25 protein-coding genes are annotated in these 26,010 nt (G+C 72.5%); 13 read left to right on the forward strand and 12 right to left on the reverse strand.

Annotation, left to right across the window (positions count from 1 at the left end; translation table 11 throughout):
- Positions 1 to 20 precede the first annotated feature (20 nt).
- Together ACF09C_RS30735 and fabF are read left to right on the forward strand one after the other, a co-directional pair.
- Positions 21 to 269 carry an acyl carrier protein gene (locus tag ACF09C_RS30735; RefSeq protein ID WP_392096226.1) on the forward strand — a complete coding sequence of 83 codons (249 nt, stop codon included), beginning with the start codon at positions 21 to 23 and terminating at the stop codon, positions 267 to 269.
- Positions 270 to 348: 79 nt separating this feature from the next.
- The gene (fabF, locus tag ACF09C_RS30740; RefSeq protein ID WP_392096228.1) at positions 349 to 1,611 is read left to right on the forward strand and encodes a beta-ketoacyl-ACP synthase II; all 1,263 of its coding nucleotides are present in this window, start codon (positions 349 to 351) and stop codon (positions 1,609 to 1,611) included.
- A gap of 245 nt (positions 1,612 to 1,856) precedes the next feature.
- On the opposite strand, the gene ACF09C_RS30745 is transcribed toward fabF, so the two are convergent.
- A complete protein-coding gene (locus tag ACF09C_RS30745) occupies positions 1,857 to 2,351 on the reverse strand; it encodes a DUF3145 domain-containing protein (RefSeq protein WP_137989482.1) in 495 nt (164 codons plus the stop codon).
- 269 nt (positions 2,352 to 2,620) lie between these two features.
- On the opposite strand from ACF09C_RS30745, the gene ACF09C_RS30750 reads away from it, so the two are divergent.
- Positions 2,621 to 3,511 (forward strand): SGNH/GDSL hydrolase family protein, encoded by an 891-nt coding sequence (locus tag ACF09C_RS30750; RefSeq protein WP_392096230.1) that lies wholly within the window; start codon positions 2,621 to 2,623, stop codon positions 3,509 to 3,511.
- Between the two features lie 11 nt (positions 3,512 to 3,522).
- A complete protein-coding gene (locus tag ACF09C_RS30755; protein WP_392096232.1) occupies positions 3,523 to 4,455 on the forward strand; it encodes an aldose epimerase family protein in 933 nt (310 codons plus the stop codon).
- Positions 4,456 to 4,524: 69 nt separating this feature from the next.
- On the opposite strand, the gene ACF09C_RS30760 is transcribed toward ACF09C_RS30755, so the two are convergent.
- Complete coding sequence (locus ACF09C_RS30760) at positions 4,525 to 7,014, reverse strand: glycoside hydrolase family 3 protein (RefSeq protein ID WP_392096233.1); 2,490 nt, start codon at positions 7,012 to 7,014, stop codon at positions 4,525 to 4,527.
- Between the two features lie 135 nt (positions 7,015 to 7,149).
- Here ACF09C_RS30760 and ACF09C_RS30765 point away from each other — a divergent pair, with 135 nt between their 5' ends.
- The 3 genes from ACF09C_RS30765 (at position 7,150) to ACF09C_RS30775 (ending at position 9,823) form a co-directional block, all read left to right on the forward strand.
- Positions 7,150 to 7,755 carry a TetR/AcrR family transcriptional regulator gene (locus tag ACF09C_RS30765; protein ID WP_392096234.1) on the forward strand — a complete coding sequence of 202 codons (606 nt, stop codon included), beginning with the start codon at positions 7,150 to 7,152 and terminating at the stop codon, positions 7,753 to 7,755.
- Positions 7,756 to 7,833: 78 nt separating this feature from the next.
- Positions 7,834 to 9,066, forward strand: coding sequence for a pyroglutamyl peptidase (locus ACF09C_RS30770; RefSeq protein ID WP_392096541.1), 1,233 nt, complete (start codon positions 7,834 to 7,836; stop codon positions 9,064 to 9,066).
- A gap of 25 nt (positions 9,067 to 9,091) precedes the next feature.
- Positions 9,092 to 9,823 carry a carbon-nitrogen hydrolase family protein gene (locus tag ACF09C_RS30775; RefSeq protein WP_392096235.1) on the forward strand — a complete coding sequence of 244 codons (732 nt, stop codon included), beginning with the start codon at positions 9,092 to 9,094 and terminating at the stop codon, positions 9,821 to 9,823.
- Positions 9,824 to 9,899: 76 nt separating this feature from the next.
- Here ACF09C_RS30775 and ACF09C_RS30780 read toward each other — a convergent pair whose 3' ends face one another.
- The 7 genes from ACF09C_RS30780 to ACF09C_RS30810 form a co-directional block, all read right to left on the reverse strand.
- Positions 9,900 to 10,976 (reverse strand): alcohol dehydrogenase catalytic domain-containing protein, encoded by a 1,077-nt coding sequence (locus tag ACF09C_RS30780; protein WP_392096237.1) that lies wholly within the window; start codon positions 10,974 to 10,976, stop codon positions 9,900 to 9,902.
- 1 nt (position 10,977) lies between these two features.
- Entirely contained in the window at positions 10,978 to 11,811 is an 834-nt protein-coding gene (locus tag ACF09C_RS30785) for a sugar phosphate isomerase/epimerase family protein (RefSeq protein ID WP_392096239.1), read from the reverse strand.
- Positions 11,808 to 12,596, reverse strand: coding sequence for an SDR family NAD(P)-dependent oxidoreductase (locus ACF09C_RS30790; RefSeq protein WP_392096241.1), 789 nt, complete (start codon positions 12,594 to 12,596; stop codon positions 11,808 to 11,810). Before ACF09C_RS30790 ends, ACF09C_RS30785 begins: the two co-directional genes overlap by 4 nt.
- Complete coding sequence (locus ACF09C_RS30795) at positions 12,587 to 13,741, reverse strand: alcohol dehydrogenase catalytic domain-containing protein (RefSeq protein WP_392096243.1); 1,155 nt, start codon at positions 13,739 to 13,741, stop codon at positions 12,587 to 12,589. Before ACF09C_RS30795 ends, ACF09C_RS30790 begins: the two co-directional genes overlap by 10 nt.
- Positions 13,738 to 14,769, reverse strand: coding sequence for an ROK family protein (locus ACF09C_RS30800; RefSeq protein ID WP_392096244.1), 1,032 nt, complete (start codon positions 14,767 to 14,769; stop codon positions 13,738 to 13,740). The genes ACF09C_RS30795 and ACF09C_RS30800 overlap by 4 nt, the downstream gene beginning before the upstream one ends.
- Complete coding sequence (locus ACF09C_RS30805; RefSeq protein WP_392096246.1) at positions 14,766 to 15,989, reverse strand: sedoheptulose 7-phosphate cyclase; 1,224 nt, start codon at positions 15,987 to 15,989, stop codon at positions 14,766 to 14,768. Before ACF09C_RS30805 ends, ACF09C_RS30800 begins: the two co-directional genes overlap by 4 nt.
- Before the next feature lie 344 nt (positions 15,990 to 16,333).
- A complete protein-coding gene (locus ACF09C_RS30810; RefSeq protein WP_392096249.1) occupies positions 16,334 to 16,792 on the reverse strand; it encodes a MarR family transcriptional regulator in 459 nt (152 codons plus the stop codon).
- Positions 16,793 to 16,905: 113 nt separating this feature from the next.
- On the opposite strand from ACF09C_RS30810, the gene ACF09C_RS30815 reads away from it, so the two are divergent.
- From ACF09C_RS30815 to ACF09C_RS30835, 5 genes are all read left to right on the forward strand, one after another.
- Positions 16,906 to 18,204, forward strand: coding sequence for an MFS transporter (locus ACF09C_RS30815; RefSeq protein WP_392096251.1), 1,299 nt, complete (start codon positions 16,906 to 16,908; stop codon positions 18,202 to 18,204).
- Between the two features lie 81 nt (positions 18,205 to 18,285).
- Positions 18,286 to 19,491 carry an MFS transporter gene (locus tag ACF09C_RS30820; RefSeq protein WP_392096252.1) on the forward strand — a complete coding sequence of 402 codons (1,206 nt, stop codon included), beginning with the start codon at positions 18,286 to 18,288 and terminating at the stop codon, positions 19,489 to 19,491.
- 3 nt (positions 19,492 to 19,494) lie between these two features.
- Positions 19,495 to 20,661: an acyltransferase family protein gene (locus tag ACF09C_RS30825; protein ID WP_392096253.1), complete on the forward strand. Its 1,167-nt coding sequence runs from the start codon at positions 19,495 to 19,497 to the stop codon at positions 20,659 to 20,661.
- 115 nt (positions 20,662 to 20,776) lie between these two features.
- Positions 20,777 to 21,814, forward strand: a complete 1,038-nt coding sequence (locus ACF09C_RS30830; RefSeq protein WP_392096255.1) for a transposase — start codon at positions 20,777 to 20,779, stop codon at positions 21,812 to 21,814.
- Positions 21,815 to 21,952: 138 nt separating this feature from the next.
- Entirely contained in the window at positions 21,953 to 23,104 is a 1,152-nt protein-coding gene (locus tag ACF09C_RS30835; protein WP_392096257.1) for an FAD-dependent oxidoreductase, read from the forward strand.
- On the opposite strand, the gene ACF09C_RS30840 is transcribed toward ACF09C_RS30835, so the two are convergent.
- From ACF09C_RS30840 to ACF09C_RS30850, 3 genes are all read right to left on the reverse strand, one after another.
- The gene (locus tag ACF09C_RS30840; protein WP_392096259.1) at positions 23,076 to 23,876 is read right to left on the reverse strand and encodes an EI24 domain-containing protein; all 801 of its coding nucleotides are present in this window, start codon (positions 23,874 to 23,876) and stop codon (positions 23,076 to 23,078) included. The genes ACF09C_RS30835 and ACF09C_RS30840 overlap by 29 nt on opposite strands.
- Positions 23,877 to 23,971: 95 nt before the next feature.
- A complete protein-coding gene (locus tag ACF09C_RS30845; RefSeq protein WP_329855312.1) occupies positions 23,972 to 24,394 on the reverse strand; it encodes an organic hydroperoxide resistance protein in 423 nt (140 codons plus the stop codon).
- Positions 24,395 to 24,457: 63 nt separating this feature from the next.
- Complete coding sequence (locus ACF09C_RS30850; protein ID WP_392096261.1) at positions 24,458 to 25,477, reverse strand: NADP-dependent oxidoreductase; 1,020 nt, start codon at positions 25,475 to 25,477, stop codon at positions 24,458 to 24,460.
- 96 nt (positions 25,478 to 25,573) lie between these two features.
- Between ACF09C_RS30850 and ACF09C_RS30855 the strand changes: the two genes are divergently transcribed.
- A complete protein-coding gene (locus ACF09C_RS30855) occupies positions 25,574 to 26,008 on the forward strand; it encodes a MarR family winged helix-turn-helix transcriptional regulator (RefSeq protein WP_392096263.1) in 435 nt (144 codons plus the stop codon).
- Positions 26,009 to 26,010: the final 2 nt, after the last annotated feature.

Below are 26,010 nucleotides of genomic sequence, written 5' to 3' on the forward strand. Positions count from 1 at the left end.
ATCACAGAAGGAGCGCCAACATGGCCTTCACCCAGGAGCAGATCGTCGAAGGTCTCGCCGAGATCGTGAACGAGATCGCCGGCATCCCGACCGAGGACGTCCAGCTGGACAAGTCCTTCACCGACGACCTGGACGTCGACTCGCTGTCCATGGTCGAGGTCGTTGTGGCCGCCGAAGAGCGCTTCGAGGTCAAGATCCCGGACGAGGACGTCAAGAACCTCAAGACGGTCGGCGACGCGACCGACTACATCCTGAAGCACCAGGGCTGATTCGGCCCCTGCTGACTCGGTCAGCCACCCGGCGGTGGCGCCGTATTTCGACCATCACACACGTGGAGAAAGAATTCCTGTGAGCTCGACCAATCGCACCGTGGTCGTCACCGGTATCGGCGCAACCACACCGCTGGGTGGCGACTCCGCATCGACCTGGGAAGGTCTGATCGCGGGACGCTCCGGCGTCAAGCCTCTTGAGGGCGAACGATTCGCCGAACTGCCGGTCCAGATCGCGGCCCTCGCGGCCGTGGACCCGGGCGACGTTCTGCCCCGCCCGCTCGCCCGCAAGCTGGACCGCTCGGCGCAGTTCGCGCTGATCGCGGCCCGTGAGGCGTGGGCCGACGCGGGCTACACCGCCCCGGCCGGCGAGGACGAGAGCATCGCGCCCGAGCGGCTCGGCTCCGTCATCGCCTCCGGCATCGGCGGTGTCACGACTCTGCTCGACCAGTACGACGTGCTGAAGGACAAGGGCGTCCGCCGCGTGTCCCCGCACACCGTGCCGATGCTGATGCCGAACAGCCCCTCCGCCAACGTCGGCCTGGAGGTGAACGCCCGGGCGGGCGTCCACACCCCGGTCTCGGCGTGCGCGTCGGGTGCCGAGGCGATCGGCTACGCCGTCGAGATGATCCGTACCGGCCGGGCCGACGTGGTCGTGGCCGGCGGCACCGAGGCGGCGATCCACCCGCTGCCGATCGCGGCCTTCGCCAACATGATGGCGATGTCCAAGAACAACGACGAGCCGACGAAGGCCTCGCGTCCGTACGACACGGGCCGTGACGGCTTCGTGCTCGGCGAGGGCGCGGGCGTGGTGATCCTCGAGTCCGAGGAGCACGCGAAGGCCCGTGGCGCGCGGATCTACTGCGAGGTGCTCGGCCAGGGTCTGTCGGCCGACTCCCACCACATCGCGCAGCCCGAGCCGACCGGCCGGGGCATCGCGGCCGCGATGCAGAACCTGCTGGACTCGACCGACCTGAAGCCCTCCGAGGTCGTCCACCTCAACGCGCACGCGACGTCGACGCCGCAGGGTGACGTCGCCGAGATCAAGGCGCTGCGCAAGGTGCTCGGCGACGACCTGGACCACGTCGCGATCTCCGCGACGAAGTCGATGACGGGTCACCTGCTCGGCGGCGCGGGCGGCATCGAGACCGTCGCGACGGTCCTGGCGCTCCACAACCGGCTGGCCCCGCCGACCATCAACGTCGACGACCTGGACCCGGCCGTCGAGGCGGACATCGTCCGCGACGAGCCCCGCGAGCTGCCCCAGGGCACGATCGCGGCGATCAACAACTCCTTCGGCTTCGGCGGCCACAACGTGGTGCTGGCGTTCCGCACCGTCTGACCCGAAGCAACGTGCGAGGCCCACTCCGTGCACGGGGTGGGCCTCCGCCACGTCCGCCGGACGGAGTCCAGCACAGCGCTCCGAAGCCCGCGAAGCGGTGCGAGGGGCGCACGCGGGAGGGGCCAACTCCTTCGGCTTCGGCGGCCACAACGTGGTGCTGGCGTTCCGCACCGTGTGACCCGACGTTCCGACACGCCGAAGGCCCACCCCGGACGGGGTGGGCCTTCGGCGTGTCGGGAGTGGGGTCAGACGACCTGGTGGAGCCAGCGGACCGGGGCGCCCTCGCCTGCGTAGCGGAAGGGTTCCAGTTCGTCGTCCCAGGGCTTGCCGAGGAGCTTGGCGATCTCCGCCTCCAGCTCCGTCTCGCCGCGCACGGAGCGGGCGAGGGCGGCCCGCAGGCGGTCCTCCGGGATCAGGATGTCGCCGTGCATGCCGGTGACGGCGTGGAAGATGCCCAGTTCCGGGGTGGCGCTGTAGCGCTCGCCCTCGGCGGTCGGACAGGGTTCCGCGGTGACCTCGAAGCGGAGCATCTGCCAGCCGCGCAGCGCGGAGGCGAGTTTGGAGGCCGTACCGGTCTCGCCCTGCCAGGAGAACTCGGCTCTCCACGTGCCGGGAGACGCCGGCTGGCGGATCCAGTCGAGCTGGACCCTCGCACCGAGGACACCCGCGACCGCCCATTCGACGTGCGGGCACAGCGCGCGCGGTGCGGAGTGTACGTACAGGACTCCACGTGTCGTCACCGGGACCTCCAGTGTGGGACGAGGTTCGCCTTTTCCCAGCGGCCTCAGTAAACAGCATCGGGAGTCAAACTCCGTAAACCCCCGAAAAAGGGACAGCATGTGACGTGATGTAATTTACCGGAGCCGACTGGCAAAGGTGCCTCTGGTTCGACGGGGGAAAAGCTACCGTGCCGCACCGCCCTTGGGGTGACGTACGGTCGGTCCGGGGGCCTGTGGACACGAAGCTTTCACTCGCCAGGACGCGACCGGGCGGGAAACGGGGGCAGGGGATGCGCGGTACACGACGATTCCGGACCGGCCTCGCCGCGGCGGGGGCCGTCGCGCTGCTGTGCGCGGGCGCCCTGACGGGGTGTGAGACCGCCGGGCCCGAGCGCACCGCCCCGAAGCCGACGCCAAGACCCACCCCCGTCTGGGACCGCACCCCCGCCTCCGTCGCCGCCGTCGGCGACTCCATCACCCGCGCCTTCGACGCCTGCACGATCCTGTCGGACTGCCCGGAGGCGTCCTGGGCGACCGGCACGGACACCCGGGTCAACAGCCTGGCCCTGCGGCTGCTCGGCCCGGAGCGGGTCTCCGAGCGCAGCTGGAACCTGGCGAAGACGGGCGCGCGGATGGCGGAACTGCCCGAGCAGATGGCCCGCGCGGGCGCCCGGAAGCCCGAGTTGGTGACGGTGATGATGGGCGCCAACGACGCCTGCCGGGACCGGGCCGAACAGATGACGCCGGTCGCGGAGTTCCGCGCGGACTTCGAGGCCTCGCTCGCGATGCTGCGGAAGACCGCGCCGAAGGCGCAGGTGTACGTGTCGAGCGTGCCGGACCTGAAGCGGCTCTGGGCGTCCGGCAAGGACAGCGCCCTGCGCCGGGAGATCTGGAATCTGGGCATCTGCGGCTCGATGCTGGCCGACCCGGAGGACCTGAGCCCTTCGGCCGAGAAGCGCCGCACGACCGTGCGGGACCGGGTCGTCGCGTACAACCGGACGCTCCAGGAGGTCTGCGCGAAGGACCTGCGCTGCCGGTACGACGGCGGAGCGGTGTTCGGCTTCCCCTTCGACGGCGAGCAGCTGAGCAGGTGGGACTGGTTCCACCCCAGCAGGAACGGGCAGGCCCGGCTCGCCGAGCTGGCGCATCGCCAGGTGACGGCGCCGGAGCCGCCCGCGTAGGGTTCCGGATCATGAGGATCACGGGTGAGCCCTTCGGTGCGGTCGACGGTACGGACGTCACGCGCTGGACCCTGCAGCGGGACGCCGTGCGGGTGCGGCTGCTGACGTACGGCGGCATCGTGCAGTCGGTCGTGGCCCCGGACCGGGAGGGCGTGCCGGACGAGGTGGTGCTCGGGTTCCCTGAGCTGACGGGCTATCTGAAGCATCCGGAGCCGTACTTCGGCGCCCTGGTGGGGCGGTACGCCAATCGGATCGCGGGCGGGGCCTTCACCCTGGACGGCCGGGCCCACCGGCTCCCCCGCAACGGCGGGCCGCACTGTCTGCACGGCGGGGAGCGCGGCTTCGACAAGCGGGTGTGGGACGCGGAGGAGGTCGAGGGCGGGGTACGGCTCTCCCGGGTGAGCCCCGACGGCGAGGAGGGCTTCCCCGGCCGGCTCGCGGTCGCGGTGACGTACACCCTCGACGCCGACGGTGCGCTGCGGATCGGCTACCGGGCCGAGACCGACGCGCCCACGGTCGTGGCGCTGACCAACCACACGTACTGGAGGCTCGGCGGCGGGGCGCACGAGCTGCGGGTGGCCGCCGGGCGGTACACGCCGACGGACCCGACGGGCATCCCGACCGGGGAGTTCGCCGAGGTCACGGGCACGGAGCTGGACTTCCGCGCGCCCCGGCCGCCGGCGGTGCCGCTGGACCACAACTTCGTCCTGGACGGGGACGGTTCTCCGGCTGCCGAGCTGTACGCGCCCTCCACCGGGCGTTCGGTGACGGTGGAGACCACCGAGCCAGGTCTGCAGGTGTACGCGAACCCGGACCTCGGCGGGGTCGCCCTGGAGACGCAGGCCTTCCCGGACGCGCCGAACCGGCCGGAGTTCCCCTCCGCGGTGCTGCGGCCGGGCGAGGTGTACGCCTCGGAGACCGTCTTCCGCTTCGGTACACGCTAGAAGACAGCCCGTCAGCCCCGGGGCGGTTGTCAGGTTCCGCCCCGGGGCCGGTCTTGAGGGGACGCGGGGTCAGATGTCCAGCGTGGCCGTGAGGCGGGTGTCGGTGAGCGAGTGCGCGGCCCCGACCTCGTACGTGCCGGTGACGCGCGCCCAGCCCTCGGCCTCCTCGTCCCAGATCTCGAAGGCGCGGGCGGGCAGCGGGATCTCGGTCTCGACGCTCTCGCCGGGTCCCGCCTCGACGCTCGCGAAGGCGGCGAGCCAGCGGGCCGGGCGCTCCACGGTGTCGCCGTTCGGCGCCAGGTAGATCTGGACGACCTCGCGGCCGGTGCGGGTGCCGGTGTTGGTGATCCTGACCTTCGCGGCGGTCGGGGTGACTTCGAGGGAGTCGTAGGCCCAGCTGGTGTAGCCGAGGCCGTGGCCGAAGGCGTACGCGGGGGTGGCGCCGGCCTTGTCCCAGGCGCGGTAGCCGATGAAGACGCCCTCGGTGTAGGCCAGTTCGCCGTCGGTGGGGGTGACCTCGGTGACCGGGACGTCGGCGAGGGCGACCGGCCAGGTGGTGGGGAGCCGACCGCCGGGCTCCTCGGCGCCGGTGAGGACGTCGGCGAGCGCGGCGCCGCCCTCCTGGCCGGGGAACCAGCTGAGCAGGATCGCGGCGACGTCCTCGCGCCAGGGCATCTCGACCGGGGAGCCGGCGTTGACGACCACCACGGTGTTCGGGTTGGCGGCGGCGACGGCCCGGACCAGCTCGTCCTGGCGGCCCGGCAGGGCGAGGTCCTTGCGGTCGAAGCCCTCGGACTCGACGCGCTCGGTGGTGGCGACGACCACGACGGCGGTGTCGGCGGCGCGGGCGGCCTCGACGGCTTCGGCGATCAGTTCGTCGGGGTCGCGGCGCGGCCCGAGGTGGACGAAGGAGAACATGACGGCCGGCAGCGGGGCCGCGAACTCCTTGTCCAGCGGGTGGAGCAGGGAGACCTCGACGGTCTCGCCCGCGGTGAGGGCGACCTTGGCGCGCTCGACGGGCGAGCCGAAGAACGCCTCGAAGGGGTCGCTCTCGGGGCCCATGGCCTGGAGGCCGTCGAAGACGGTCTCCCCGGCGACGCGGAGGGTGAAGGCGCCGAGGCCGCGGGTGCCGAAGGAGTGCTCGCCGGACTCGCGCGGGGTGAAGGTGCCGGTGACCTCGATGGAGGCGAGGGCCTCGTGGGTGACGCCGGCGGGCAGGTCGTCGCCGATCCACTGGACCTGGCCGTTGGGCAGCGAGCCCTCGCCGAGGACGGTGCCGTCGGCGTCCCGGCAGACGGCACGGAGGCTGAACCCCGACGAGACCGAGCCGGCCGGGGTGAGTTCGTCGCTCGGGTCGGCGCCGAGGGTGAAGGTGAGGGCGCCTTCGGGCAGTGCGGCGGTGAGGCCGTCGAGCGGGGAGACGGTGTGGTCGGGGAAGACCTGGGCCGAGCCGCCGCCGAGGATCCGGGCGTCGCGGGCGGCGGCGCCGGAGAGGGCGACGGTGCCCCCGCTCGCGAGGGGCAGCGCGCCGTTCTCGTTCCGGACGAGGACGACGCCCCGGCGGGCGATCTCGCGGGCGAGCGCGTCGCCGTCGAGGGCGGCCGGGGGCTCGGTGACGACCGGCGGGGCGCCTTCGAGGGCGCCGACGCGGGCGGCGAGCCGCAGCACGTTCCGTACGGCCGCGTCGACGGCCGACTCCTCGACCTCGCCGGCCCGGACGGCGGCGGCGAGCGCCTCGCCGTAGACGGTCTGGGGGCCGGGCATGGCGACGTCGAGGCCGCCCTCGATGTCGCCCTTGGTGGAGCGGGCGGCCATCCAGTCGGAGACGTTGTAGCCGTCGAAGCCCCACTCGCCGCGCAGCACCTCGTTGACCAGGTACCTGTGCTCGGTCATGGTCACGCCGTTGACCTGGTTGTAGGCGGTCATGATGCCCCAGGGGTGGGCGTTCCTGACGATGGCCTCGAAGGGCGCGAGGTAGAGCTCGCGGAGCGGGCGGGGGGCGATGACGCTGTCGACGGTGAAGCGGTCGGTCTCGGCGTCGTTGCCGACGTAGTGCTTGACCGTGGTGCCGACGCCGCCGTCCTGGACGCCCTGGACGTAGCCGGTGCCGATGGCTCCGGTGAGGTACGGGTCCTCGCTGTAGGCCTCGAAGTGGCGGCCGCCGAGCGGGGTGCGGTGCAGGTTGACGGTGGGGGCGAGGAGGACGTGGACGCCCTTGCGGCGGGCCTCCTGGGCGAGCAGGTGGCCGGCGCGGCGGGCGAGCGCCGGGTCCCAGGAGGCGGCGAGAGCGGTCGGCGAGGGCAGGGCGACGGACGGGTCGTCGGCGGTCCAGCGGACGCCCCGGACGCCGATCGGGCCGTCCGACATCACGATCGACCGCAGGCCGATCTCGGGCACGGCCGGCAGGGACCACATGTCCTGGCCGCCGAGCAGCCGGGCCTTGGTGTCCAGGTCGAGCTTGCCGAGCGCCGTCTCGACGGCCTGCTCACGCGCGCTCTCCGCGCCGGCGGCGCCGTCCTCGCTGCCCGCCGCGCCGATCGCCGCACTGTTCTCCGCCATGGCCATGCCTCCTCGTTGACGTGGTGTGCGGCCCATGGTGGACCCGTTGCCTGTAGATTGGTAGGTTACGTTATCGTTTCGTAATCATGTCATGCCGTACGGTCCTGATGACGACAGGGAGAGGGGGCCACGGCGATGGTGCGGGCCAGGAGCGAGGAGCGGCGCGCCGACATCGTGCGCGCGGCCCTCGAAGTGATCGCCGAGCGCGGCTACCGGGGCGCGTCGCTCGGCGCGGTCGCGGAGCGGGTCGGCCTGACGCAGCAGGGGCTGCTGCACTACTTCCCCACGAAGGAGGCCCTGCTCGTCGCGGTGCTCGCCGAGCGCGACAAGTGGGACACGAGCGGCGCGGGCTCCCGCGAGGGCTGGCGGCTCGACCTGATCGACTCGCTGGTCGAGTACAACGCGATGCGGCCGGGGATCGTGCAGACCTTCTCGGCGCTGCTCGGCGAGAGCGTGACCGAGGAGCACCCGGCCCGCCGGTTCTTCACCGAGCGCTACACCCAGGTCCGCGCGGAGATGGCGACCGTGCTGCGGCTGGAGTTCGGCGAGCGCCTGCCGAGCGGTCTCACGCCCGAGCAGGCGGCGCCGATCCTGACGGCGGTGATGGACGGGCTCCAGTACCAGTGGCTGCTCGACCCGGCCGCGGTGGACATGCCCGGGGCGTTCCGGGACTTCCTGCGACTGCTGCACGGCGGCGACCGGAACGGCACGCGGAGCGTCGACGAGGAGAGCGACAAGTGAGGGCGCTGTAGCGGGAGTTGCGGGTGAGCCGGGATACTGCGCGGGCCGGTTTCCGACCCGATGGAGGTCCCGCCCGTGCTGTCCCGTTCACGTTCCGCAACGCTCGGTCTCGCGCTGATCACCGCCGCCCTGACGCTCGGCGCGCCGCCCGCCACGGCTGCGGACCCGGTGCCCGTGGAGGAGGCGCGGCTCGACCGGGCCGCGCCCCAGGAGATCCTGCGGCGCGGCGGATTCGCCTCCGTGGCACCGGAGTTCGCCCGCGCCCTGGCCGGGGCGGAGTCGTACGGAGAGGCCGAGCGGGCCGTCGTACGGCACGGGGAACGGCTCTGGCGGGACGCCGTCGACCGGGCGCAGGGGCGCAGGGTGCGCGGGGACCTCAGCAAGGACGACGACCGCCCGCTGTACTGGGCGCGGCTCGCCCTCACCCGTGAACTGCGGCTCTGGCAGCCGGAGTTCACGCTCGGCGAGGCGGGCAGGGCGCGGCTCCTCGACCGGCTCGAGCGCTCCTCGCGCGGTCAGGACGCGATCCGGTTCCCGGCCGGCAAGGGGGTGAAGCGGATCCTGCTGACCGGCTTCGACCCGTTCACGCTCGACCGGGACGTCCGGATCAGCAATCCGTCCGGGGCCACCGCGCTGGCCCTGGACGGCACCTTGATCAGGACGGCGGACGGCAGCCTGGCCCGGGTCGAGACGGCCGTCTTCCCCGTCCGCTGGCAGGACTTCGCCGACGGCACCGTCGAGCGGACCCTGCGCGCGCACCTGCCGGAGGTGGACCTCTTCACCACCGTCAGCCAGGGCCGGATCGGCCGCTTCGACATCGAGCGGTTCAACGGGGCCTGGCGGGGCGGCTTCCCCGACAACGCGAACCTCGCGCGCACGGAGACCGTCCCGGTCGCCGACCCGGCCACCCAGCCGCAGTGGACGGCGACGACCCTGCCGTACACCGCGATCGTCGCGGCCGGCACCGGGCGGTTCCCGGTACGGGACAACACGGGGGTGACCGAGATCCCGGCGGGCGGGACCGGGCCCGTGGACCGCCCGGACGGTCCGACGGCGGGCTCCACGGCCCGGGCGGGCGGCGGCGGGAACTACCTCTCCAACGAGATCGCCTACCGCGCGACCCTGCTGCGCGACCGGCTCGGCCTGCCCGGGCTGCCCGGCGGCCATGTCCACACCCCGGTCCTGCAGTTCGGCGCGGGCAACACGGATCCCGCGACGGGCACGGTCACGGACCCGGAGTTCGTCCGCAACCGGCTCGACATCGTCGCCCAGGTCCGGTCGATCCTCGCGGTGGCCGCCGGGTCCCGCTGAGGCGGCGGGTGGGATGATGGGGGTCATGATCGTCGCTGCCGCACAGTTCGCCCCGGCCGCCGGGGACGTCGAGGCCAACGTCCGTACGGCGGCCGGCCTGATCCGAGGGGCCGGCGCCGAGGGCGCCCGCGTGGTCGTCCTCCCCGAGCTGGCCCTCTCCGGCTACGAACCGACCCTCATCGGCGCCACCCCGGCCCTGCACCTCACCGAGGACGACCCGCGCCTCGCCCCGGTCAGGGAGGCATGCCGCGACACGGGCGCGGCGGCGGTCGTCAACGGTCCCGTGCGCACGGCGGAGGGCAGGCCCGGGATCACCTCGCTCGTCGTCGGCCCGGACGGCGGGCTGCTCGCCCGCTACGACAAGTCGCATCTGCACGGCGTCGAGAACGAGGTCTTCGCCGCGGGCACGACCGACGGCCGCTTCACCCTCGACGGGGTCCGGTTCGCGCTCGCCACCTGCTACGACAACCGCTTCCCGGACATCGCCGAGCGGGCCGCCGCCGACGGCTGCGCGGTCTATCTGGCCAGTTCCGCGCTCGACCCCAACAACGACTCGTTCGAGAAGGTGTATCCGGTACGGGCCAGGGACTTCGGACTTCACGTGGTCCTGGCCAACCTCGTCGGCGTGTGCGAGGCGGGCCCCTGCGTGGGACTGAGCGGCGGCTGGGGCCCCGACGGGACGCGCGTCGCCGACGCGGGCCCCGACCGGGAGGGCTTCGCCCTGGTGCCGGTACCGGATGCCGGCGAGCGGGCCTGACCGGCGCCGGAGCGGACCCAGGCGAGCGGCCCTGACCGGTGCCGGAAGCGGCCCGCGCCCGGGCGAGTGGCCCTGGTCAGCCCCGGGAGCCCGCCCTGACCAGCACCTTGCCGGGCAGGTCGAGCACTCCCGCGGCGGCGTCCATGACGAAGGCAGGCAGCTCGGCCAGGTCGAGCCGCCGCGACGCCAGCCGTTCCAGGGGGAAGCGCTCGGGATGGAGCGCGTGCAGCCGGAACCCCTCCTCGTAGTCCTCCCTGCCGCACCCGTAGGCGCCGGCGACGTCGAGCCGCTTCCCCTGGTGCCGCACGGACTCGATGCGCTCGGTCCTGCGGACGGTGTCCACGTCCACCTGGTCGCCGGGGAAGCGGTCGCCCTCGCGCGTACCGCCGTAGACGAGCAGGACCCCTCCGTCGGCGGCCAGGCCGGCCGCGACGCCGAGGAGTTCCGCGGTGGCGACCGTGGGGGCCACGACGACGACGTCGAACGCGTCCCGCCGGTCCCCCGCCTCCGCGAGCGCGGCGATCTCGTCCTCCGCGAGAAGGCCCTGCTCCCGCGCGAAGACACGGCGCTCCTCGCCCCGGTTGAACACCACGACCGACGCGCCCAGGTGCCGGGCGTACATGGCGAACATGAGCCCGGCGCAGCCGGCGCCGACGATGCCCACCCGCTTCCCCGCGAGGGAGGTCTGCCGCGTGAGTTCGAGGAGCTTGCGCAGGGCGTGCACGATGCAGGCGAACGGCTCCGGCATCCAGACGGCTTCGCCGATGCCCGCCTCGGACTCCGGCAGCCGTACGACGGCTTCGTCCAGTTCCTCCGTCGTGCCGCGCACGAAGACGTACTCGGCGAAGCCGGTGGTCCGGTTCGGGGTGATGTTCGGGTTGAGGGTGACCAGGTCGCCCTCCTCGAAGCCGGTGTCGGCGCCCGCGAGGAAGACGGTGCCGACGAGTTCGTGGCCGAACAGCGGGCCGCGGTCCTCCATCACGTCCCGTGAGCCGATGATCTCCTTGATGTCCGCCCGGCAGATCCCCATGTACGCGGGCTCGATCACGACGGTGTCCGCGCCGAGGGGTTCCGGGGGGAAGGGGTGCGTGCCCAGGCTCACCACACCGTCCATGAGCCGGGTCGTGTCGTAGGTGGACGGAACGCTGGACAAGTCAACTCCCGGTGTGGGCTGGGTCGGTGGCATGCGGGGCGGCGCCTGCGTGGGCGCGGGCGAGGTCGAGGGCCGGGCGCCGGGGGTCGCCGTCGCGGTAGTCGTTCTCGAGGACCAGTGCGTCGGGTGCGTTCCCCTGGGCCCGGAGGGCGGCGAGCGCCTCCCAGACCCGGCCGTCGCCGTCTCCGAGCAGTTCGGTGCCGACGACACCGGCCGTGCCGTCCTTCAGGTGGACCTGCGGCGCGATCCACCCGCCGGTCGCCTCGACGAGGGCGAGGACGTCGAGGCCGGCCACCCTCGGGTTGTAGGTGTCGAGGAGCAGCCGGAAGGAGGGGACGGCCACCTCCTCCGCGAGAGCCCGCGCGCGCTCCGGGTCGAGGGCGTTCTCGTTGGCCAGGAGCAGCCCGCGGGCCTCCGCCTCCCGCGCCGCCCTGGCGAGCACGACCGCGGTCCGCCGCAGGTCTGCCAGGTCGTGGACGGCGCTGCGACGGAAGCTCGGTACGAACGCCAGCGGCGCCCCGAGGGCGGCGGCCGCGTCGAGCACCCGGATCAGGACGCGCTCGGCGCGCGCGGCGTCCTCGCTGCCGGCCGGAGCGGTGAGGCCGATGTCGTTGAGCGTGTTGCCCGCGACCGCGAGCGGTGTCGGTCCGCGCGTCGCGCACGCCTCCCGGAGCCGGTCGAGGGTTCCCGGCGCGTCGAGCCACGCTCCCCGGCCCGGTCCGCCGAGGTCGAACTGGAGGCCGTCGGCGCCCAGCGCGTGGGCCTGCTCGACCGCGTCGAAGGGGTCCCCGGGGAGCCGCCAGTCGGCGAGCCCCACGAGCGGGGCGCGGGTCACGACGCGGCCCGGGACGGAACGGTACGGCTCTGGGAGCGCGGCAGCCCCTCGCCGACCGGGTGCCAGGCGCCCGTGCCGTCGACGACGAGGTGGGCGCCGTGCAGTCCGGCACCGGAGGTCGCGGCCAGCTCACGGGCGAGCGGACCGAAGCTCGCCGGGCTCATGTACGCGCTGTAGTCGAACCCCTCGGGGCGCCGCCGCCGGATCCCCGGCGTGTCGACCATCTCGGCCGGAAGGGCCTGCACGACGCGCAGCGCCTCCGCGCCGGGGGCCTCGGCGCTCTCCTCCTGCGCGACGGAGTCCAGCAGGACCGAGCCCGCGGCCTTCGACGCGGCGTACCCGGAGCGTCCGGGCCCCGCGTTGTAGACCACCTCGGAGGAGATCCCGAGGAACACGCCCGGGGCGTCGGCCCGGCGCAGCGCCGGGAGCGTCCGGGAGAGCGTCAGCCACAGTCCGTGCAGGTTGACGTCGATCTGGCGGCGCCACTCCGTCTCCTCGCAGTCCCGGAACAGCGCGCGGCCGGCGCCGTAGTGGACGGCCGAGTAGCAGACCGCGTGCAGGGGCGCTGTGGCCGCTTCCGCCAGGCCGCGGGCGACCTGGTCGGAGTCGGTGAGGTCGGTGGGTGTCCAGCGGAGCCGGTCGGCGCCGGGGCCGGTCGGGGCCGACCGGCTGAGCACCAGGACGTCGAGCCCCGCGTCGGCCCAGGCGTCGGCGACACCCCGGCCGAGGCCCGTCGACCCGCCCACGACCAGGGCGCGGCGGCGGTGCTTTCCCTCTACGGGCACGGAGTCTCCTTGGGTGAGGGCGGCGCGGGGGCGAACCGCACCGCGAGTTTGACGAGCCGTTCGCCGGCGACGGTCCGGCTGCCGCCGGCCGCGAGGGCGGTCATGATGCGGGCGGCCTCCGCGGGTTCCACGACATGGGTCACCAGGTCGCGGTAGGCGGCCGGGTGCCGGTGCAACTCGGCGGCGGCCTCGGTGAGGTGGTGGTTGCCCACGCCCCGGTGGCCGGTCAGGCGTACCCGCCGGCCGTCGGTGGTGACCGCCTCCGTGAAGGCGGCCGGCACGGGGTGGCCCGCGCAGTTGGCGGCCCGGACGGCGGTGAGGTCGACTCCGGGCAGCAGCGCGCTGGTGGCGCCCGGCGGGAGTCCGCCGAACATGTCGATCGTCGTGTCGCCGCCGTCGAGGCGCAGCGCGGACTCCAGCGCCCGGCGGGTGGCGTCGCGGGGGGTGGCGAGCAGGACGGCGAGGGGGCCGTCGCCCAGCGGCGGCAGCGCCTCGTGGTCTCCGCCGAGCACCGGTTCCGTGCCGGCCACCGGGTGCCGGGCGCTCCAGTCCCGGCCCTCGCGGGTGTGGTGCACGAGGACCGTGCGGACGTCCGCGCCGAGCAGCCGGCGCGCGGCGCGTACGGCGAGGTGTCCGATGGTCCCGTCGCCGTACACGACCAGGGTGCGGGGGCGGGCGCCGGCGAGCAGGGAGAGGGCGTACCGGACGCCCGCCAGGGGCTCGACGAGCGTGCCGAGGACGGGGTCGGGGGCCTGCTCCAGCGGCAGGACGAGTCCGTCCCCGACGGCGGTCGCCGGGATGAGGGTACGTTCCTGCAGCAGGCCCTCCACGTTGTGGCCGAGCAGGAACGAAGGGTCGGTCCTGTGCGTCGGGTTGACCACCACGGGGGTGCCGGGGCGCAGCGCGTCGGGCACGCCCGCGCCGGCGGCGACCACGTGGGCGATGCCCTCGTGGCCGATCACCGGTGACGGGTCGTCCCGTAGACCGCGCAGCATCTGGAGGTCCGTTCCGCACACCCCGGCCACCTGCGTGGCGACGAGGAGTTCGCCGGGCGCGGGGTGGGGCGTGTACCGGGAGCGGAGCGCGACCCGGCCGGCTTCCCGGACGAGTGCCCGGTGGTGCGGGACGTCGTGGGCCGCCCTCATGCCGGGGCTCCCGCGCAGGCCGCGATCCCCGCCCCGGCGAGACCGTCGGCCTCGCCGGGGCCGGTGACGGTGATGCGCCGCTCCAGCCAGTCGGGGGTCAGTTCGCTGGTCAGGTAGAGCCCTTGGCGGGTGAGGTGGCCCATGAGAGCGCGCCGGTAGTGGGCGCCGAGGCCGTGCACGACACCGCCGGTCAGGACCGCCTCGTCGATCTCGGGGTCGAGGCAGAGCGTCGTGCGCAGGACGGCGGCGACGGGGGCGGTGACCGCGTCGAGCAGTTCGGCGGCGAGTTCGTCGTCCGCGTCCAGGGCGCGGCGCAGCGCCGTCTCGAAGGCGACGCCCTCGGCGGTGAGGGTGCCGAGCCGGGACGCCGCCCAGCGCTTGGGTGCGCGCTGCCGGAGGGCTTCGGCCATCCTGGCGATGCCGGGCCCCGAGGCGTAGGCGGCGAGATGGCCGGTCCGCCCGCAGTCGCAGTCCAGCTCGACCGCGCGGCCGGCCAGTTCGGCGTGGGCGGGCAGATGACCGATCTCGCCCTGCAGCCCGGCGCCGTCCACCGGGATGGAGCCCTGCCGCCGGTCGAGGACCCGGCAGGCGATACCGGTGCTGATGGTCGCGAGCAGGACCTTGCGGTGGTCGCGGCGGGCGGGGGCCGCGGCGGCGTGCAGGAGTGCGGCGGTCACGTCGTTGACGAGGTGCCAGCGGACGTCCGGCCGCCGGGCCTCCAGCGCGGCCCGCAGGTCGTACGGCTCGCTGTGTCCGCCCCAGAGGGGCGCGGAGGCGTAGACGGTGCCCGAGCGGTGGTCGAGCGCGGCCCCGAAGGAGATCCCCACGACGGCGTCCTGCGTCTCAGGCACAGCGTCGCACAGCTCCCGGACCATCATCGCCCGGAGTTCGGCGACGGAGGCACCGGGGAAGCGCCGGAAGGTGGGAGAGGGGCGCGAGGTGCGACCGCGCAGTTCTCCCTCGCGCAGCCACCAGGCCTGCCGGATGTGCGTCCCGCCGACGTCGAAGACAGTGACGGCCGTGCTCATTTGGCCGCACCGACGAGCGCGCCTTCCGCGGCCGCCGTCCAGGAACCGACGAACTCGAGCGCCCGGGCGAGCTCGCCGGGGGTGAGGTCGTTGGCGAAGACGACGGAGCCGATGCCCCGGGTCAGCGGTACGCGCTGGTGCCCGTCGCGGTGCTTGACGGCGTCCGCGAGCGCCTCGACGAGGAGTTCCTCGGTGAACACGGGGTGCGAGACGGGGAGCCCGAAGCCGACGAGGAGCCGGAGCGCGCGGTCGGTGTCGGCCTGCGACAGGTGGCCGCGCAGGTGGGCGAGGGCGAGGCAGATCGCCATGTCGACGGCGACGGCCTCGCCGTGCAACAGCGGCGGGTCGGCGCGCAGTTCGAGGGAGGGGCTGAAGGTGTGGCCGTAGTCGACCGACCGCTCCAGGACCTGCTCCCAGAGGTTGGGCTCGAGTTCGTCGAGCATGCCGGAGATCGCCCGGGAGAGCACTTCGCTGACGGTCGAGCCGCAGCCGGCGAGGGTCTCGGGGGTGATGGTGCCGACGGTCGCCTCCAGGAGCTCGAAGAGGGCGGCGTCCTTCACCAGGGCCATCTTGATGATCTCCGCCATGCCGTTGGCGGTGTGCCGCGGGTCGATGGTGCGGAGGAACTCCGGGTCGATCAGGGCGAGTTCCGGCGCGAAGTAGGAGCCGAGGCGGTTCTTGTGGTGCCCGTAGTTGATGCCGGTCTTGACGCCGATGCCGGCGTCGATCTGGCCGATCAGGGTGGTGGGGACGCGGACGTAGGGCACGCCGCGGCGGTACATGCTGGCGGCGAAGCCGACGATGTCGAGGACGACGCCGCCGCCGACGGCGACGACCTTCTCGGCGCGGCGCAGGATGCCCATCCGCGACATGGCTTCGGTGACGCGGACGGCCTGTTCGAGGTACTTGGCCTCCTCGTCGCCCTGGACGACCTGCCAGGTGGCCTCGATCTGCCAGTGGTCGAAGTAGTCGGCGAAGCGGTCCCGGTAGAGCGTGTCGACGGTGGCGTCGATCACCAGGAGGCAGCGGAACGGGGTCCCCTGTCCGCCGCCGCAGGCGCGGGCGAGGGTGGGGTTGTCGAGGTCGAGGAGGCCGCGCACCATGCTGACGCCGTAGGCGACGGGCTGGTGGGCCCTGACGTTCCAGTGCAGCCCGGGCGGCTTGGGCAGGTCGGCGACCGAGTTGAGGCCGACGGGCCGGGACATCGTGGTTTCGGACATGGCAATTCCCCCAGGAGCGTCGGTGAGTCACGCGAGGTGCGCGCCTTTCGATGGACGTGGCGTCGCCGCGGTCGGAGCGCCCACCCGGCTGTCGCCTGGCGTTCAGGGGTGGCAATCCATCCGACGCGGCCTGAAGCCTGACCGTCACGGCTCGAACACTAGAGCCCCACATGCATACATCGCAACGTGATGAGGGTCATAGTAAATGCATTCCGATGCATCTACTTATCGCCGTGAGGCATGCCCCCGAGGTACGAGCACCGAAGGGCCGGACACGACGACGCGGCCCCGGTCGCGGGCGTCGAACCCACGGCCGGGGCCGCGCGAGAAGGCGAAGGGGGCGCTCAGACCGTCGGCGCGGCCGGCGTGTACCGCAGCCGGGCGACGAGCGAGGCCGTCGAGTCGTTGAGCGCGGCGGCGTCCAGGGCCTCCGCAAGGGCCTGGCTCAGGGTCCGCCGCGCCGCTCCGGCCAGCTCCGCACCCTCGGCGGTGACCTGCACGTCCACACCCCGCTTGTCACCCTGGGCGCTGCGCCGCACGACCCAGCCGGCCTCCTCGAGCCGGGCGACCATCCGGCTGACGGACGACTGATTGGCCCCCAGCGCCTTGACCAGGTCGGAGATGCGCAGCGTGCCGTCCCGCTGCTCCGTCAGGGAGAGCAGCAGCAGCAGTTCGCTCATCGCGACCCCGTGGCCGCGCGTCAACCGCCTGCCGACCGTCGAGTTGACCTGCTCCGTCAAGCGGGCGAGCTGGCGCCAGAGGGCCACCTCGTCGCGCCCGGCCCCGGGTCCCCAAGTCTCCATTGACGTGGCCCTTCACTCAGTCTCTCGAACCATTCCAGGTGCCCATCTCCCCCGTCGCCCAGCGTAACTCCTTGCTGTGGTTGACCACACTCTCATGTTCCTCCATGATTTACATGCAAACGAATGCATCTTCCTTCTGCTTGGTCGATGGTTCGACATCCTCACGAAAGGCACGGATCCCCATGCCACTGCCCCTCCTGGCCCTGATGCTCGGGGTCTTCTGTGTGGGCACTGCCGAGGTCGTCATCGCCGGGATCCTGCCCGAGATGTCGGCCGACCTGGACGTGTCCATCCCGACCGTCGGCCTCCTGGTCACCGGTTACGCGCTGGGCGTGACCATCGGCGGCCCGATCATCACCCTGCTCACCACCAAGTGGGCCCGAAAGGCCCTGCTGCTCGGCCTGATGGGCATCTTCATCGCCGGCAACCTCATCGCCGCCCTGGCCCCCAACTACGCGACGCTGATGGGAGCACGGGTCTTCACCTCCCTGAGCCACGGCACCTTCGCCGCCGTGGCCTGGCACGTCGCCGCCCTCATGTCCCCGCCGGACAAGCAGGCGACCGCCATGGCCAAGATCGCGCTGGGCTTCAACTTCGCCAACGTGCTCGGCTCCCCCATCGGCACGTTCATCGGCCAGCAGTTCGGCTGGCGGGCCACGTTCGTCTTCATCATCGCCTTCGCCCTCGTGTGCGTACTCCTCATCCAGCGGTTCGTACCGAGCGGTCTGTCGACCGAGGACGAGGAGTCGGCCGAGGCGAGCGGTTCCGTGCGCCAGCAGCTGAAGGTGTTCCGCAAGGGAAGTCTCCAGCTCTCCATGCTGATCACCGTGCTCGCCCAGGGAGCCGTCTTCACCACCTCGACCTACCTGGCGCCCCTGCTGCGCGACGTGGGCGGATTCTCGGCCCCCATGGTGGGCGTCCTGCTCATCGTCTTCGGCGTCGGCTCGGTGCTCGGCAACATCCTGGGCGGCAAGGCCGCGGACAAGAACGTCATGCGCGGCGTCCTGGGCGCCCAGGCCGCCCTCCTCGGCGCGCTGCTGCTCTTCTGGGGCGCCAGCCCCTACACGGTCCCCGCGATCATCGCGCTCTTCGTCTTCGGCGCGGCCGGCTTCTCCATCATTCCCGCGCTCCAGGCGCGCATCCTCGCGGTCGCGTCCGCCGCGCCGGCCCTCGCGCTCTCCGCCAACGTCTCCGCCTTCAACCTGGGCAACGGCCTCGGCGCGTGGCTCGGCGGCACGACCATCGACCTCGGCCTCGGCGTGCGCGCCGTCACCCTGACCGCCGCCCTCGCCACCACCGTCGCCCTGGCCCTCTCCCTGCTCATGTGGGCCCGCGCACGACGGGATGCGCCGGAGCTTCCCGCGCTCGACGCGAGCACGGCGGACGTCGCCCTGTCCCGGCAGGCGTCGTAACCCGGCGCCGAGACCCGGGACCCGCTCCCCATCACCCGTCCCCCCGCAACCCGTCCCCCCACCCCCTCCCCTAGGAACGTCATGCCAATTCGCCTCGTCAGTCTGATCCTGGCCATCTTCTGCGTGGGTACGGCCGAACTCGTCCCCAGCGGCATGCTCCACGAGCTCTCCGACGACCTCGCGGTGAGCATCTCCACCGCCGGTCTCCTCGTGGCCGTGTACGCCCTGACCATGGCCTTCGGCGGCCCGCTGGTCACGCTGCTGACCACCCGCATCGAGCGGCGCACCCTGATGACGGGCCTCCTGGCGGTCTCCGTCGTCGGCAACATCGTCTCCGCGAGCGCCGGTTCGTACGCCGTCCTGGTCGTCGGCCGGATCATCACCGCGATCATCCACGGCACGTTCGTCGCGCTCTGCGTGGTCGCGGCCGGTTCGATGGTGCCCAAGGAGAAGGCCGGGAGCGCGGTCGCCGCGACCCAGCTGGGCATCAACCTCGCGACCGTGCTCGGCGTCCCGCTGGGCACGTTCGTGGGCCAGCACTTCGGCTGGCGCACCACGTTCAGCACCATCGCCGTCCTCGGCGTGGCCGCGGCCCTGCTGGTCTGGGTGACCGTCCCCACGGCGAAGGGCGCCACCGACAACGCCGGTGTGGCCCGCGAGTTGAAGGTCTTCAAGAGGTGGGACGTGCTGGGCACCGTCCTGGCGACCGCCCTCTGCTCGGGCGGCATGTTCACCCTGATCACCTACATGGTGCCGCTGCTCACGGACGTCAGCGGCTTCGCCGACTCCTGGGTGCCGGGGCTCCTCATCGCGTACGGCGTCGGCTCGATCGTCGGCAACATGATCGGCGGCAGGCTGGCGGACCGCGCCCTGATGGCCAGCATCATCGGCCTTTCGACCCTGCTGACCGTGACCCTCGCCCTCTACTGGCTGGTCAGCCCGGTCATGGCGCTCAGCGGCCTCTTCGTCTTCCTCTTCTCCGTGGCCACCTTCGCGCTGATCCCGGGCCTCCAGACCCGGGTCCTGTCCACGGCGGCCGAGGCTCCGACGCTGTCGCTCACGGCGAACATGTCCGCCTTCGGTGTCGGCGCGGCCGTCGGCTCCTGGTACGGCGGCGAGGTCATCGACCTCGGCCTCGGTGTCCGCTCCGTGCCCCTGGCCGCCGCCGTGCTGACCGCGCTGGGCACGCTGGTCGTCGTTCAGCTCGCGCTGTCGGAGCGCCGGCGCCGCCGGGAGCCGGCCGGCCAGGTGTCCGACACCGTCACCGTGACCGCAGGGGGGATGTGACCCATGAGCAGTACAGCGACAGATACGCGGCCGCAGGCCGCCGAGCCGCGCGCGAGAACGTCCGAGGCGGCACGGCTGCCGTCCCTCACCGGCCTGCGCTTCCTCGCGGCGGCGCTCGTCTTCGCGTTCCACTCCTCGCTGACCAACTTCCCGTTGAGCCCGTTCGCGGACGAGGACGTGGCGGGCGGCTACGAGTGGCTCTTCAGCAAGGCCGGCTGGATGGGGGTCTCGTTCTTCTTCATCCTCAGCGGCTTCGTCCTCACCTGGTCGGCCAGGGAGGGCGACCGGGTCACCTCGTTCTGGCGCCGCCGCCTCATGAAGATCTACCCGAACCACGTCGTGGTCTGGGCGCTTGCGATGGTGCTGTTCGCCGCGGCGTTCACGGCCCCTTCGGCGTGGCTGCCCAACCTGTTCCTCGTCCACTCGTGGTTCCCGCAGCACGACACGTACATCAGCGTGAATCTGCCGAGCTGGTCGCTCTGCAGCGAGCTGCTCTTCTACCTGCTGTTCCCCTTCCTGCTGAAGCTCGTGCGGCGGATTCCGGCCCGTCACCTGTGGGCCTGGGCCGGTGCGACGGTGGCGGGCATGATCGGCGTCCAGCTCGTCGTGCGGTTCCTGCTGCCGAGCGCGCCGCAGACGCCCGAGGGGTATCCGCTGTCGGTGGTGCAGTGGTGGTTCGCGTACAACTTCCCCCCGGTCCGGCTCTTCGAGTTCGCGCTGGGCATGATCACGGCACGCGCGGTGCTCGCCGGCCGCTGGTTCCGGCTGCCCCTGGGCGCGGCCGCGGCCCTGCTTGCGCTGTCGTACGGAGCGGCCCTGGCCGCCCCTTGGCTGTACGGCCTCTACGCCGTGACGGCCGTACCGCTCGCGCTGCTCATCGTGTCGGTGGCGCGGATCGACGTCGCCGGCCGGCGTACGGTGCTGCGGAGCCGGGTGGCGATCTGGCTGGGTGAGATCTCCTTCGGGTTCTACGTGATCCACTACGTCGTGATGTACGCGGTGCGGACGATGATCATGGATGAGGGCCGGGTGGGGACGCTCGCCGGGATCGGGGTCCTCACCGCCATGTTCGCCGCCTCCGTGCTGGGTGGCTGGTTGCTGTATGTCGGAGTGGAGCGTCCGGTGATGCGACGCTGGGGCCGGACCCGACGAGATCCGGTGCGCGGCTGACGCACCCACACTCGGTGCGACCGGTCTCACCTGGGCCTTTCCCTCTCGACAAAAAATAATAATCATCGCTATGTTGTGAAGGATCTGGACACGACACCAGCGGAGGGGGCGCCACATGCGCAGCAGCACCAGTGTCCTGAACGAGCTCTCCGAGGCACTCTTCACCCGACTGCCCCGAAGCGACCAGCGGATCAGGGGGGAGCAGTATCTGCGCGGCCTGATCGCGACCGACGGCCGCAAGTCGGTACGGAACATCGCCGCGCATGTCGGCGGCCCCGAACTGGCGCAGAGCCTGCACCACTTCATCGCCTCGTCGACATGGGACTGGGAGCCGCTCAGCAGGGCGCTGCGCAGCTACGCCGACCATGAGCTGCGGTTCGCCGCCTGGGTGGTCCGAGGCGTCTCCGGCGCCCGGGCCCCCGGCGGACGGCGGGTCGTCGGGGTGTGGGGCGTCGCCCAGGAGGTCACGGTGCCGGTGCGGTGGGACCTGGTCGGCGCCGGCGAAGAGGCCGCGGAACGGGCCGCGGTGGCGACGCTCGGCCTGGACCGGTCCCCCCTCGGGCCCCGGCCCGTGGTCCTGGACGTCCCCGGCGCCGACGTACGTCCGGCCTTCGACCGGTACATGCCGGCGGGCGCGCCGCTGCTCGCCGCCGTGCCCGCCCACCTGTCGGTGCTGCCGGCGCAGGGGCCGGGGCGGGCCCGCCGCCCGCTGCGTGCCGACCGCCTGCTGCAGCTGCACCGGATGCGGCGGCGCCCGGTGGAGTGGACGGACCCGGCGACGGGCACCGTGCGCGCGAGCCTGATCGCCGGGGTCCGCGTCGAATGGGCCGGGCACCCGCTGCTGCTGCTGGGGCAGTGGGACGGCGGAGACGGGCAGCCGGCCCACTGCTGGCTCACCAACCTGACGGCGACGCCGCTCGGTGTGCTGCTGCGGCTGGCCCAGTTCACCCGGCGCGTGGAGCAGGATTTCGCCAGTTCGGCCTCGCACGTGGGGACCCTCGACTACGAGGGCAGGACCTGTGCCGGCTGGCACCGGCACATGACCCTGGCGGCGGCCGCGCACGTCGCCCAGGTGGTCGCGGCCACCCGGGCCCGTGTTCGCCCGTGGAGCCAGTGCATGGACTCCATGGAGCGCCTGCGCCATCCCGCGTAGCCACGGCCCGAACACGACAAAATGGACACCGCGTTGACTAAACATCCATCTTCGGCCTGTGTCATCTCGCCGCGGAGATCTGACACAGGCGCCCTGCCGACGTCGCTCCGGCGGCCGTCCGAGGCGCATGATCGCGCCATGCGAATTCTGGTTGCCGGCGGCGGCATCAGCGGTCTGGCCACCGCCGTGGCTCTGGGGAGACGGGGCCACGAGGTGCTCGTCCTCGAGCAGCGGCCGCTCTTCGCCGAGAGCGGGACGGGGATCAGCCTGGCGCCGCACGCCTTCCAGCTCCTGGACCGGCTGGGGGTCGGGGACGCCGTACGGGAACGGTCGCTGACGATCGACGCGTTCCACGTCAGGGACGGCTCGACCGGAGAGCTGGTCTCCTCGGTCGCGCTGCCCGCCTGCCGCCGGGGGGCCTGCCCGACCCACGCGACGGCGCACCGCCTCGATGTGCACGAGCCGCTGCTCGAAGCCTGCTGGGAACTGGACTCGGTGCACCTGCGCACGGACAGCCGCGTGGTCGACTACACCGAGCACGCCGGGTCCGTGACCGTCGGGCTCGCCGACGGACGGTCGCTCACCGGAGACGCGCTGGTCCTCGCGGACGGTTCCCACTCCCTCGCCCACCACCGTCCGGAGTGGGCGGCGGGCGCCCCGGAGGGACACCTCGCGGTCTACCGCACCGTCGTCCCGATGGAGCTGGTCCCCGACCGCTGGCAGGACCGGGCGACGACGTGCTGGGTGGGCAGGCAATGGCACATCTCCCATCACCCCCTGCCCGACGACGCGTATCTGAGCGTCTCCGCCACCCGGCACCACCACGCCGGTGGCGAGCTGCTCGGGGACCGGGTGGACCTGGAGCAGGTGCTCGCGGCGTTTCCGGAGATCGGGTACGCGGCCCGCAACCTGCTGACGACAGGCCGGCACTGGCGCGCGTGGACCGCGCCCAGGCGGCGGACGCCCCTGGGCTGGGCGCGCGGCAGGGTCGCTCTCGTCGGCGACTCGGCGCACCCGGCGCGGCTCCTTGCCGCCTCGGGCATCCACGACGTGCTGGAGGACGCCGTCGAACTCGGCGCCTCGTGGGACGCGGCGGGGGGCGGCGTGGTGGACCGGCTCGCCGACTACGCCGCCCAGCGCGAGGAGCAGGTGCGCCACGGCCACGCCGAGTTCGCGGCCGGCCACGGCAGGCCCCCGGGCGGCGCCGACCGGCCGCACGCCCACCCCGTGCGGCCCGCGGGCACCACCGCGTGCGCCCCGGTCACGTCCACTTCGGCGTCGCACTGCTGACGGGCGGCGCGGGGGTCTTCTCCGCGTCCGCCCCCGTCTCGCCGCCCAGCTCGCGGGCCATCAGCGTCGCGCCCGCGACGGCGCCCGGCATCAGGAACACGGCGACGAGCGGGACCAGGAACGAGAGGACCAGCGGGACACCGAAGCCCAGCGTGAGCATCCGGCGGCCCCGGAGCATCCGGAGGCGCTCCTTCAACTCGACGCCCCGGCGCTGGAGGGCCACGGACGTCAGCTCGTGGGCGAGGAAGAAGCCGGAGACGCAGAATCCGATGACGGGGACGACGGTCTGCCCGACGACGGGGATGAAGCCGCAGGCGAAGAGCAGGATGCCGTAGAGGGCGACCCGGGCGAGCACGCGCAGGCTGTCACGGGCGGAGATCCACAGTTCGCGCCAGAGCGGCAGGCCCGACTCGGGGACGTCGCCGCCCTCGGTGCGGTCGACCTGCTCGGAGAGCGATTCGTAGAAGGGCTGGCCGACGAGCAGGGTCACGGCGGTGAAGGTGATGACCGCGAGGAAGAGCCCGAAGGCGAAGACGAGGCCGGTCAGGAACCCGCGGAAGAGGCCCTGCCAGGGCGAGGTCCAGTCGTCGGCGAACGGCGTCGCCCAGGCGGTCAGGTCGTCGGCTCCGTAGCCGAGGCCGATGAGCGCGCCCACGTACAGCACGAGGGTGACGAGCCCGGGCAGCAGCCCGAACCCGAGCCACCGGCCGTGTTGGCCGACCCACTTCTGCCCCCGTACCAGATATCCGAACCCGGCCCCGAAATCTCGCATGTCGATCACTCTATCGGGCGGCCTCGCGGGGGCCCGTACGCAGCGGGCCGCACCCCGGTCGGTCGGGGTGCGGCCCACTTCAGGTTACGCGTAACTCAGACGGCCAGCTCGACCGTGATGTTCCCGCGGGTCGCCTTGGAGTACGGGCAGACCTGGTGGGCCTTCTCGATCAGGCTCTTCGCGGTCTCGGCGTCCACGTTCGGGATGGTCGCCGAGATCTTGACGATGATGCCGAAGCCGTCGTCGTTCTTGCCGATGCCGACCTCGGCGGTGACCGTCGAGCCCGAGATGTCGGCGTTCTCGTTGCGCGCGACGACGCCGAGGGCGCCCTGGAAGCAGGCGCTGTAACCGGCGGCGAAGAGCTGCTCGGGGTTGGTGCCCGCGCCCGAGCCGCCCATGGCCTTCGGCGGGTTCACGACGACGTCGAGCTGGCCGTCGTCGGTCGCGACCCGGCCGTCCCGCCCGTTCTCGGCGGTGGCGACGGCGGTGTACAGGACGTCGGACTGCTGGATGGACATCTGATGCTTCCTTCTGCTGGTTCGCCGCGACTCGCGCCCACGATCGCGACGGCTGAGGGAAGACTAACGGGTCAGCGAAACGATCATCTTTCCGGTGTTCTCCCCGCGGAGCAGTCCGAGGAAGGCCTCCGCACCGTTCTCGATGCCCTCGACGACGGTCTCGTCGTACTTCAGCTCGCCGGAGCGCAGCCAGCCGCCGACCTCCTGGACGAACTGCGGCTGCAGGCCGTAGTGGTCGCCGACGAGGACACCCTGCAGGCGCAGCCGCTTGCCGATGATCATGGCCATGTTGCGCGGGCCGGGGACCGGCTCGGTGTCGTTGTACTGCGCGATCATGCCGCAGATGGTGGCGCGGCCGTGCACGTTGAGCGAGGAGATCGCGGCTTCGAGGTGGTCGCCGCCGACGTTGTCGAAGTAGACGTCGATGCCGTCCGGGGCGGCCTCGCGGAGCTGGTCCTTGACCGGGCCGTTCTTGTAGTTGAAGGCGGCGTCGAAGCCGTACTCCTCGACGAGCAGCTTGACCTTCTCGTCGGAGCCGGCCGAGCCGATGACCCGGGAGGCGCCCTTGAGCTTCGCCATCTGACCGACCTGGCTGCCGACGGCACCGGCCGCGCCGGAGACGAAGACCACGTCGCCCTCCTTGAAGGAGGCCGTCTCGAAGAGGCCGGCGTAGGCCGTCAGGCCCGTCATGCCGAGCACGCCGAGGTAGGTGGAGAGCGGGGCCAGGTCGGGGTCGACCTTGGTCGCGTGGTGCGCCGGCACGTCGGCGTACTCGCGCCAGCCGAGGCCGTGCAGGACGTGGTCGCCGACGGCGAAGCCCTCCGCGTTCGACGCGACGACCTCGCCCACCGCGCCGCCGTCCATGGGGTGGTCCAGCTTGAACGGCGGGACGTACGACTTCACGTCGTTCATCCGGCCCCGCATGTACGGGTCGACGGAGAAGTGCAGGTTCCTGACCAGGATCCGACCCTCGGCGGGCGCGGCGACGGGGGTCTCACGGAGCGCGAAGTCCGCGGGGGTGGGCCAGCCCTGCGGGCGGGCGACGAGGTGCCACTCACGGCTGGACGCGGGAAGTACGGACATCGGCTCTGCCTCCTGGAACGAAAATTACTTCACTACCTGAAACAACCATGCCCCTGGATATTTCATGTTGTCAAGTATCTGGGTACGATGGTGCCCATGGCCACCCCACGCACAGACCCCCTGACCGTCGAAGTCGTCGACCTGATCGGCACGGTCGTGGCGCGGTACCACGAGGAGTACGAGCAGGCGGCCTCGGAGCACGCCCTCACCGGCGCGCAGGCCCGGGTCCTCGGCCTGCTGTCGCTGGAGCCGGTCGCGATGCGGAAGATCGCCGAAAAGCTGAAGTGCGAGCCGTCGAACGTGACGGGGATCGTCGACCGCCTCGAAGCGCGCGGCCTGGTGGAGCGCCGCCCCGACCCGGCCGACCGCCGCGTCAAGCTGGCCGCGCCCACGCCCGAGGGCCTCGACACCGCCCGCCGCCTGCGGGACTCACTGGACTTCGCGCGCGAGCCGCTCGGGCAGCTCACGGACGTCGAGCGCACGCTGCTGCGGGACCTGCTGAAGCGGATGCTGGGCGAGGACGGGGCCTGACG

Origin of the sequence: Streptomyces sp. NPDC014870 (assembly GCF_043081505.1) — a bacterium.
In the GTDB taxonomy this organism is placed as follows: Bacteria; Actinomycetota; Actinomycetes; order Streptomycetales; family Streptomycetaceae; genus Streptomyces.

What these genes read in the sequence shown, in the direction of transcription:
- ACF09C_RS30735 (WP_392096226.1), top strand. Translation starts at nt 21, where the DNA reads ATGGCCTTCACCCAGGAGCAGATCGTCGAAGGTCTCGCCGAGATCGTG.
- ACF09C_RS30750 (WP_392096230.1), top strand. Translation starts at nt 2,621, where the DNA reads ATGCGCGGTACACGACGATTCCGGACCGGCCTCGCCGCGGCGGGGGCC.
- ACF09C_RS30755 (WP_392096232.1), top strand. Translation starts at nt 3,523, where the DNA reads ATGAGGATCACGGGTGAGCCCTTCGGTGCGGTCGACGGTACGGACGTC.
- ACF09C_RS30760 (WP_392096233.1), bottom strand. Translation starts at nt 7,014, where the DNA reads ATGGCGGAGAACAGTGCGGCGATCGGCGCGGCGGGCAGCGAGGACGGC.
- ACF09C_RS30765 (WP_392096234.1), top strand. Translation starts at nt 7,150, where the DNA reads ATGGTGCGGGCCAGGAGCGAGGAGCGGCGCGCCGACATCGTGCGCGCG.
- ACF09C_RS30775 (WP_392096235.1), top strand. Translation starts at nt 9,092, where the DNA reads ATGATCGTCGCTGCCGCACAGTTCGCCCCGGCCGCCGGGGACGTCGAG.
- ACF09C_RS30795 (WP_392096243.1), bottom strand. Translation starts at nt 13,741, where the DNA reads ATGAGGGCGGCCCACGACGTCCCGCACCACCGGGCACTCGTCCGGGAA.
- ACF09C_RS30800 (WP_392096244.1), bottom strand. Translation starts at nt 14,769, where the DNA reads ATGAGCACGGCCGTCACTGTCTTCGACGTCGGCGGGACGCACATCCGG.
- ACF09C_RS30805 (WP_392096246.1), bottom strand. Translation starts at nt 15,989, where the DNA reads ATGTCCGAAACCACGATGTCCCGGCCCGTCGGCCTCAACTCGGTCGCC.
- ACF09C_RS30810 (WP_392096249.1), bottom strand. Translation starts at nt 16,792, where the DNA reads ATGGAGACTTGGGGACCCGGGGCCGGGCGCGACGAGGTGGCCCTCTGG.
- ACF09C_RS30815 (WP_392096251.1), top strand. Translation starts at nt 16,906, where the DNA reads ATGCAAACGAATGCATCTTCCTTCTGCTTGGTCGATGGTTCGACATCC.
- ACF09C_RS30820 (WP_392096252.1), top strand. Translation starts at nt 18,286, where the DNA reads ATGCCAATTCGCCTCGTCAGTCTGATCCTGGCCATCTTCTGCGTGGGT.
- ACF09C_RS30825 (WP_392096253.1), top strand. Translation starts at nt 19,495, where the DNA reads ATGAGCAGTACAGCGACAGATACGCGGCCGCAGGCCGCCGAGCCGCGC.
- ACF09C_RS30830 (WP_392096255.1), top strand. Translation starts at nt 20,777, where the DNA reads ATGCGCAGCAGCACCAGTGTCCTGAACGAGCTCTCCGAGGCACTCTTC.
- ACF09C_RS30835 (WP_392096257.1), top strand. Translation starts at nt 21,953, where the DNA reads ATGCGAATTCTGGTTGCCGGCGGCGGCATCAGCGGTCTGGCCACCGCC.
- ACF09C_RS30840 (WP_392096259.1), bottom strand. Translation starts at nt 23,876, where the DNA reads ATGCGAGATTTCGGGGCCGGGTTCGGATATCTGGTACGGGGGCAGAAG.
- ACF09C_RS30845 (WP_329855312.1), bottom strand. Translation starts at nt 24,394, where the DNA reads ATGTCCATCCAGCAGTCCGACGTCCTGTACACCGCCGTCGCCACCGCC.
- ACF09C_RS30850 (WP_392096261.1), bottom strand. Translation starts at nt 25,477, where the DNA reads ATGTCCGTACTTCCCGCGTCCAGCCGTGAGTGGCACCTCGTCGCCCGC.
- ACF09C_RS30855 (WP_392096263.1), top strand. Translation starts at nt 25,574, where the DNA reads ATGGCCACCCCACGCACAGACCCCCTGACCGTCGAAGTCGTCGACCTG.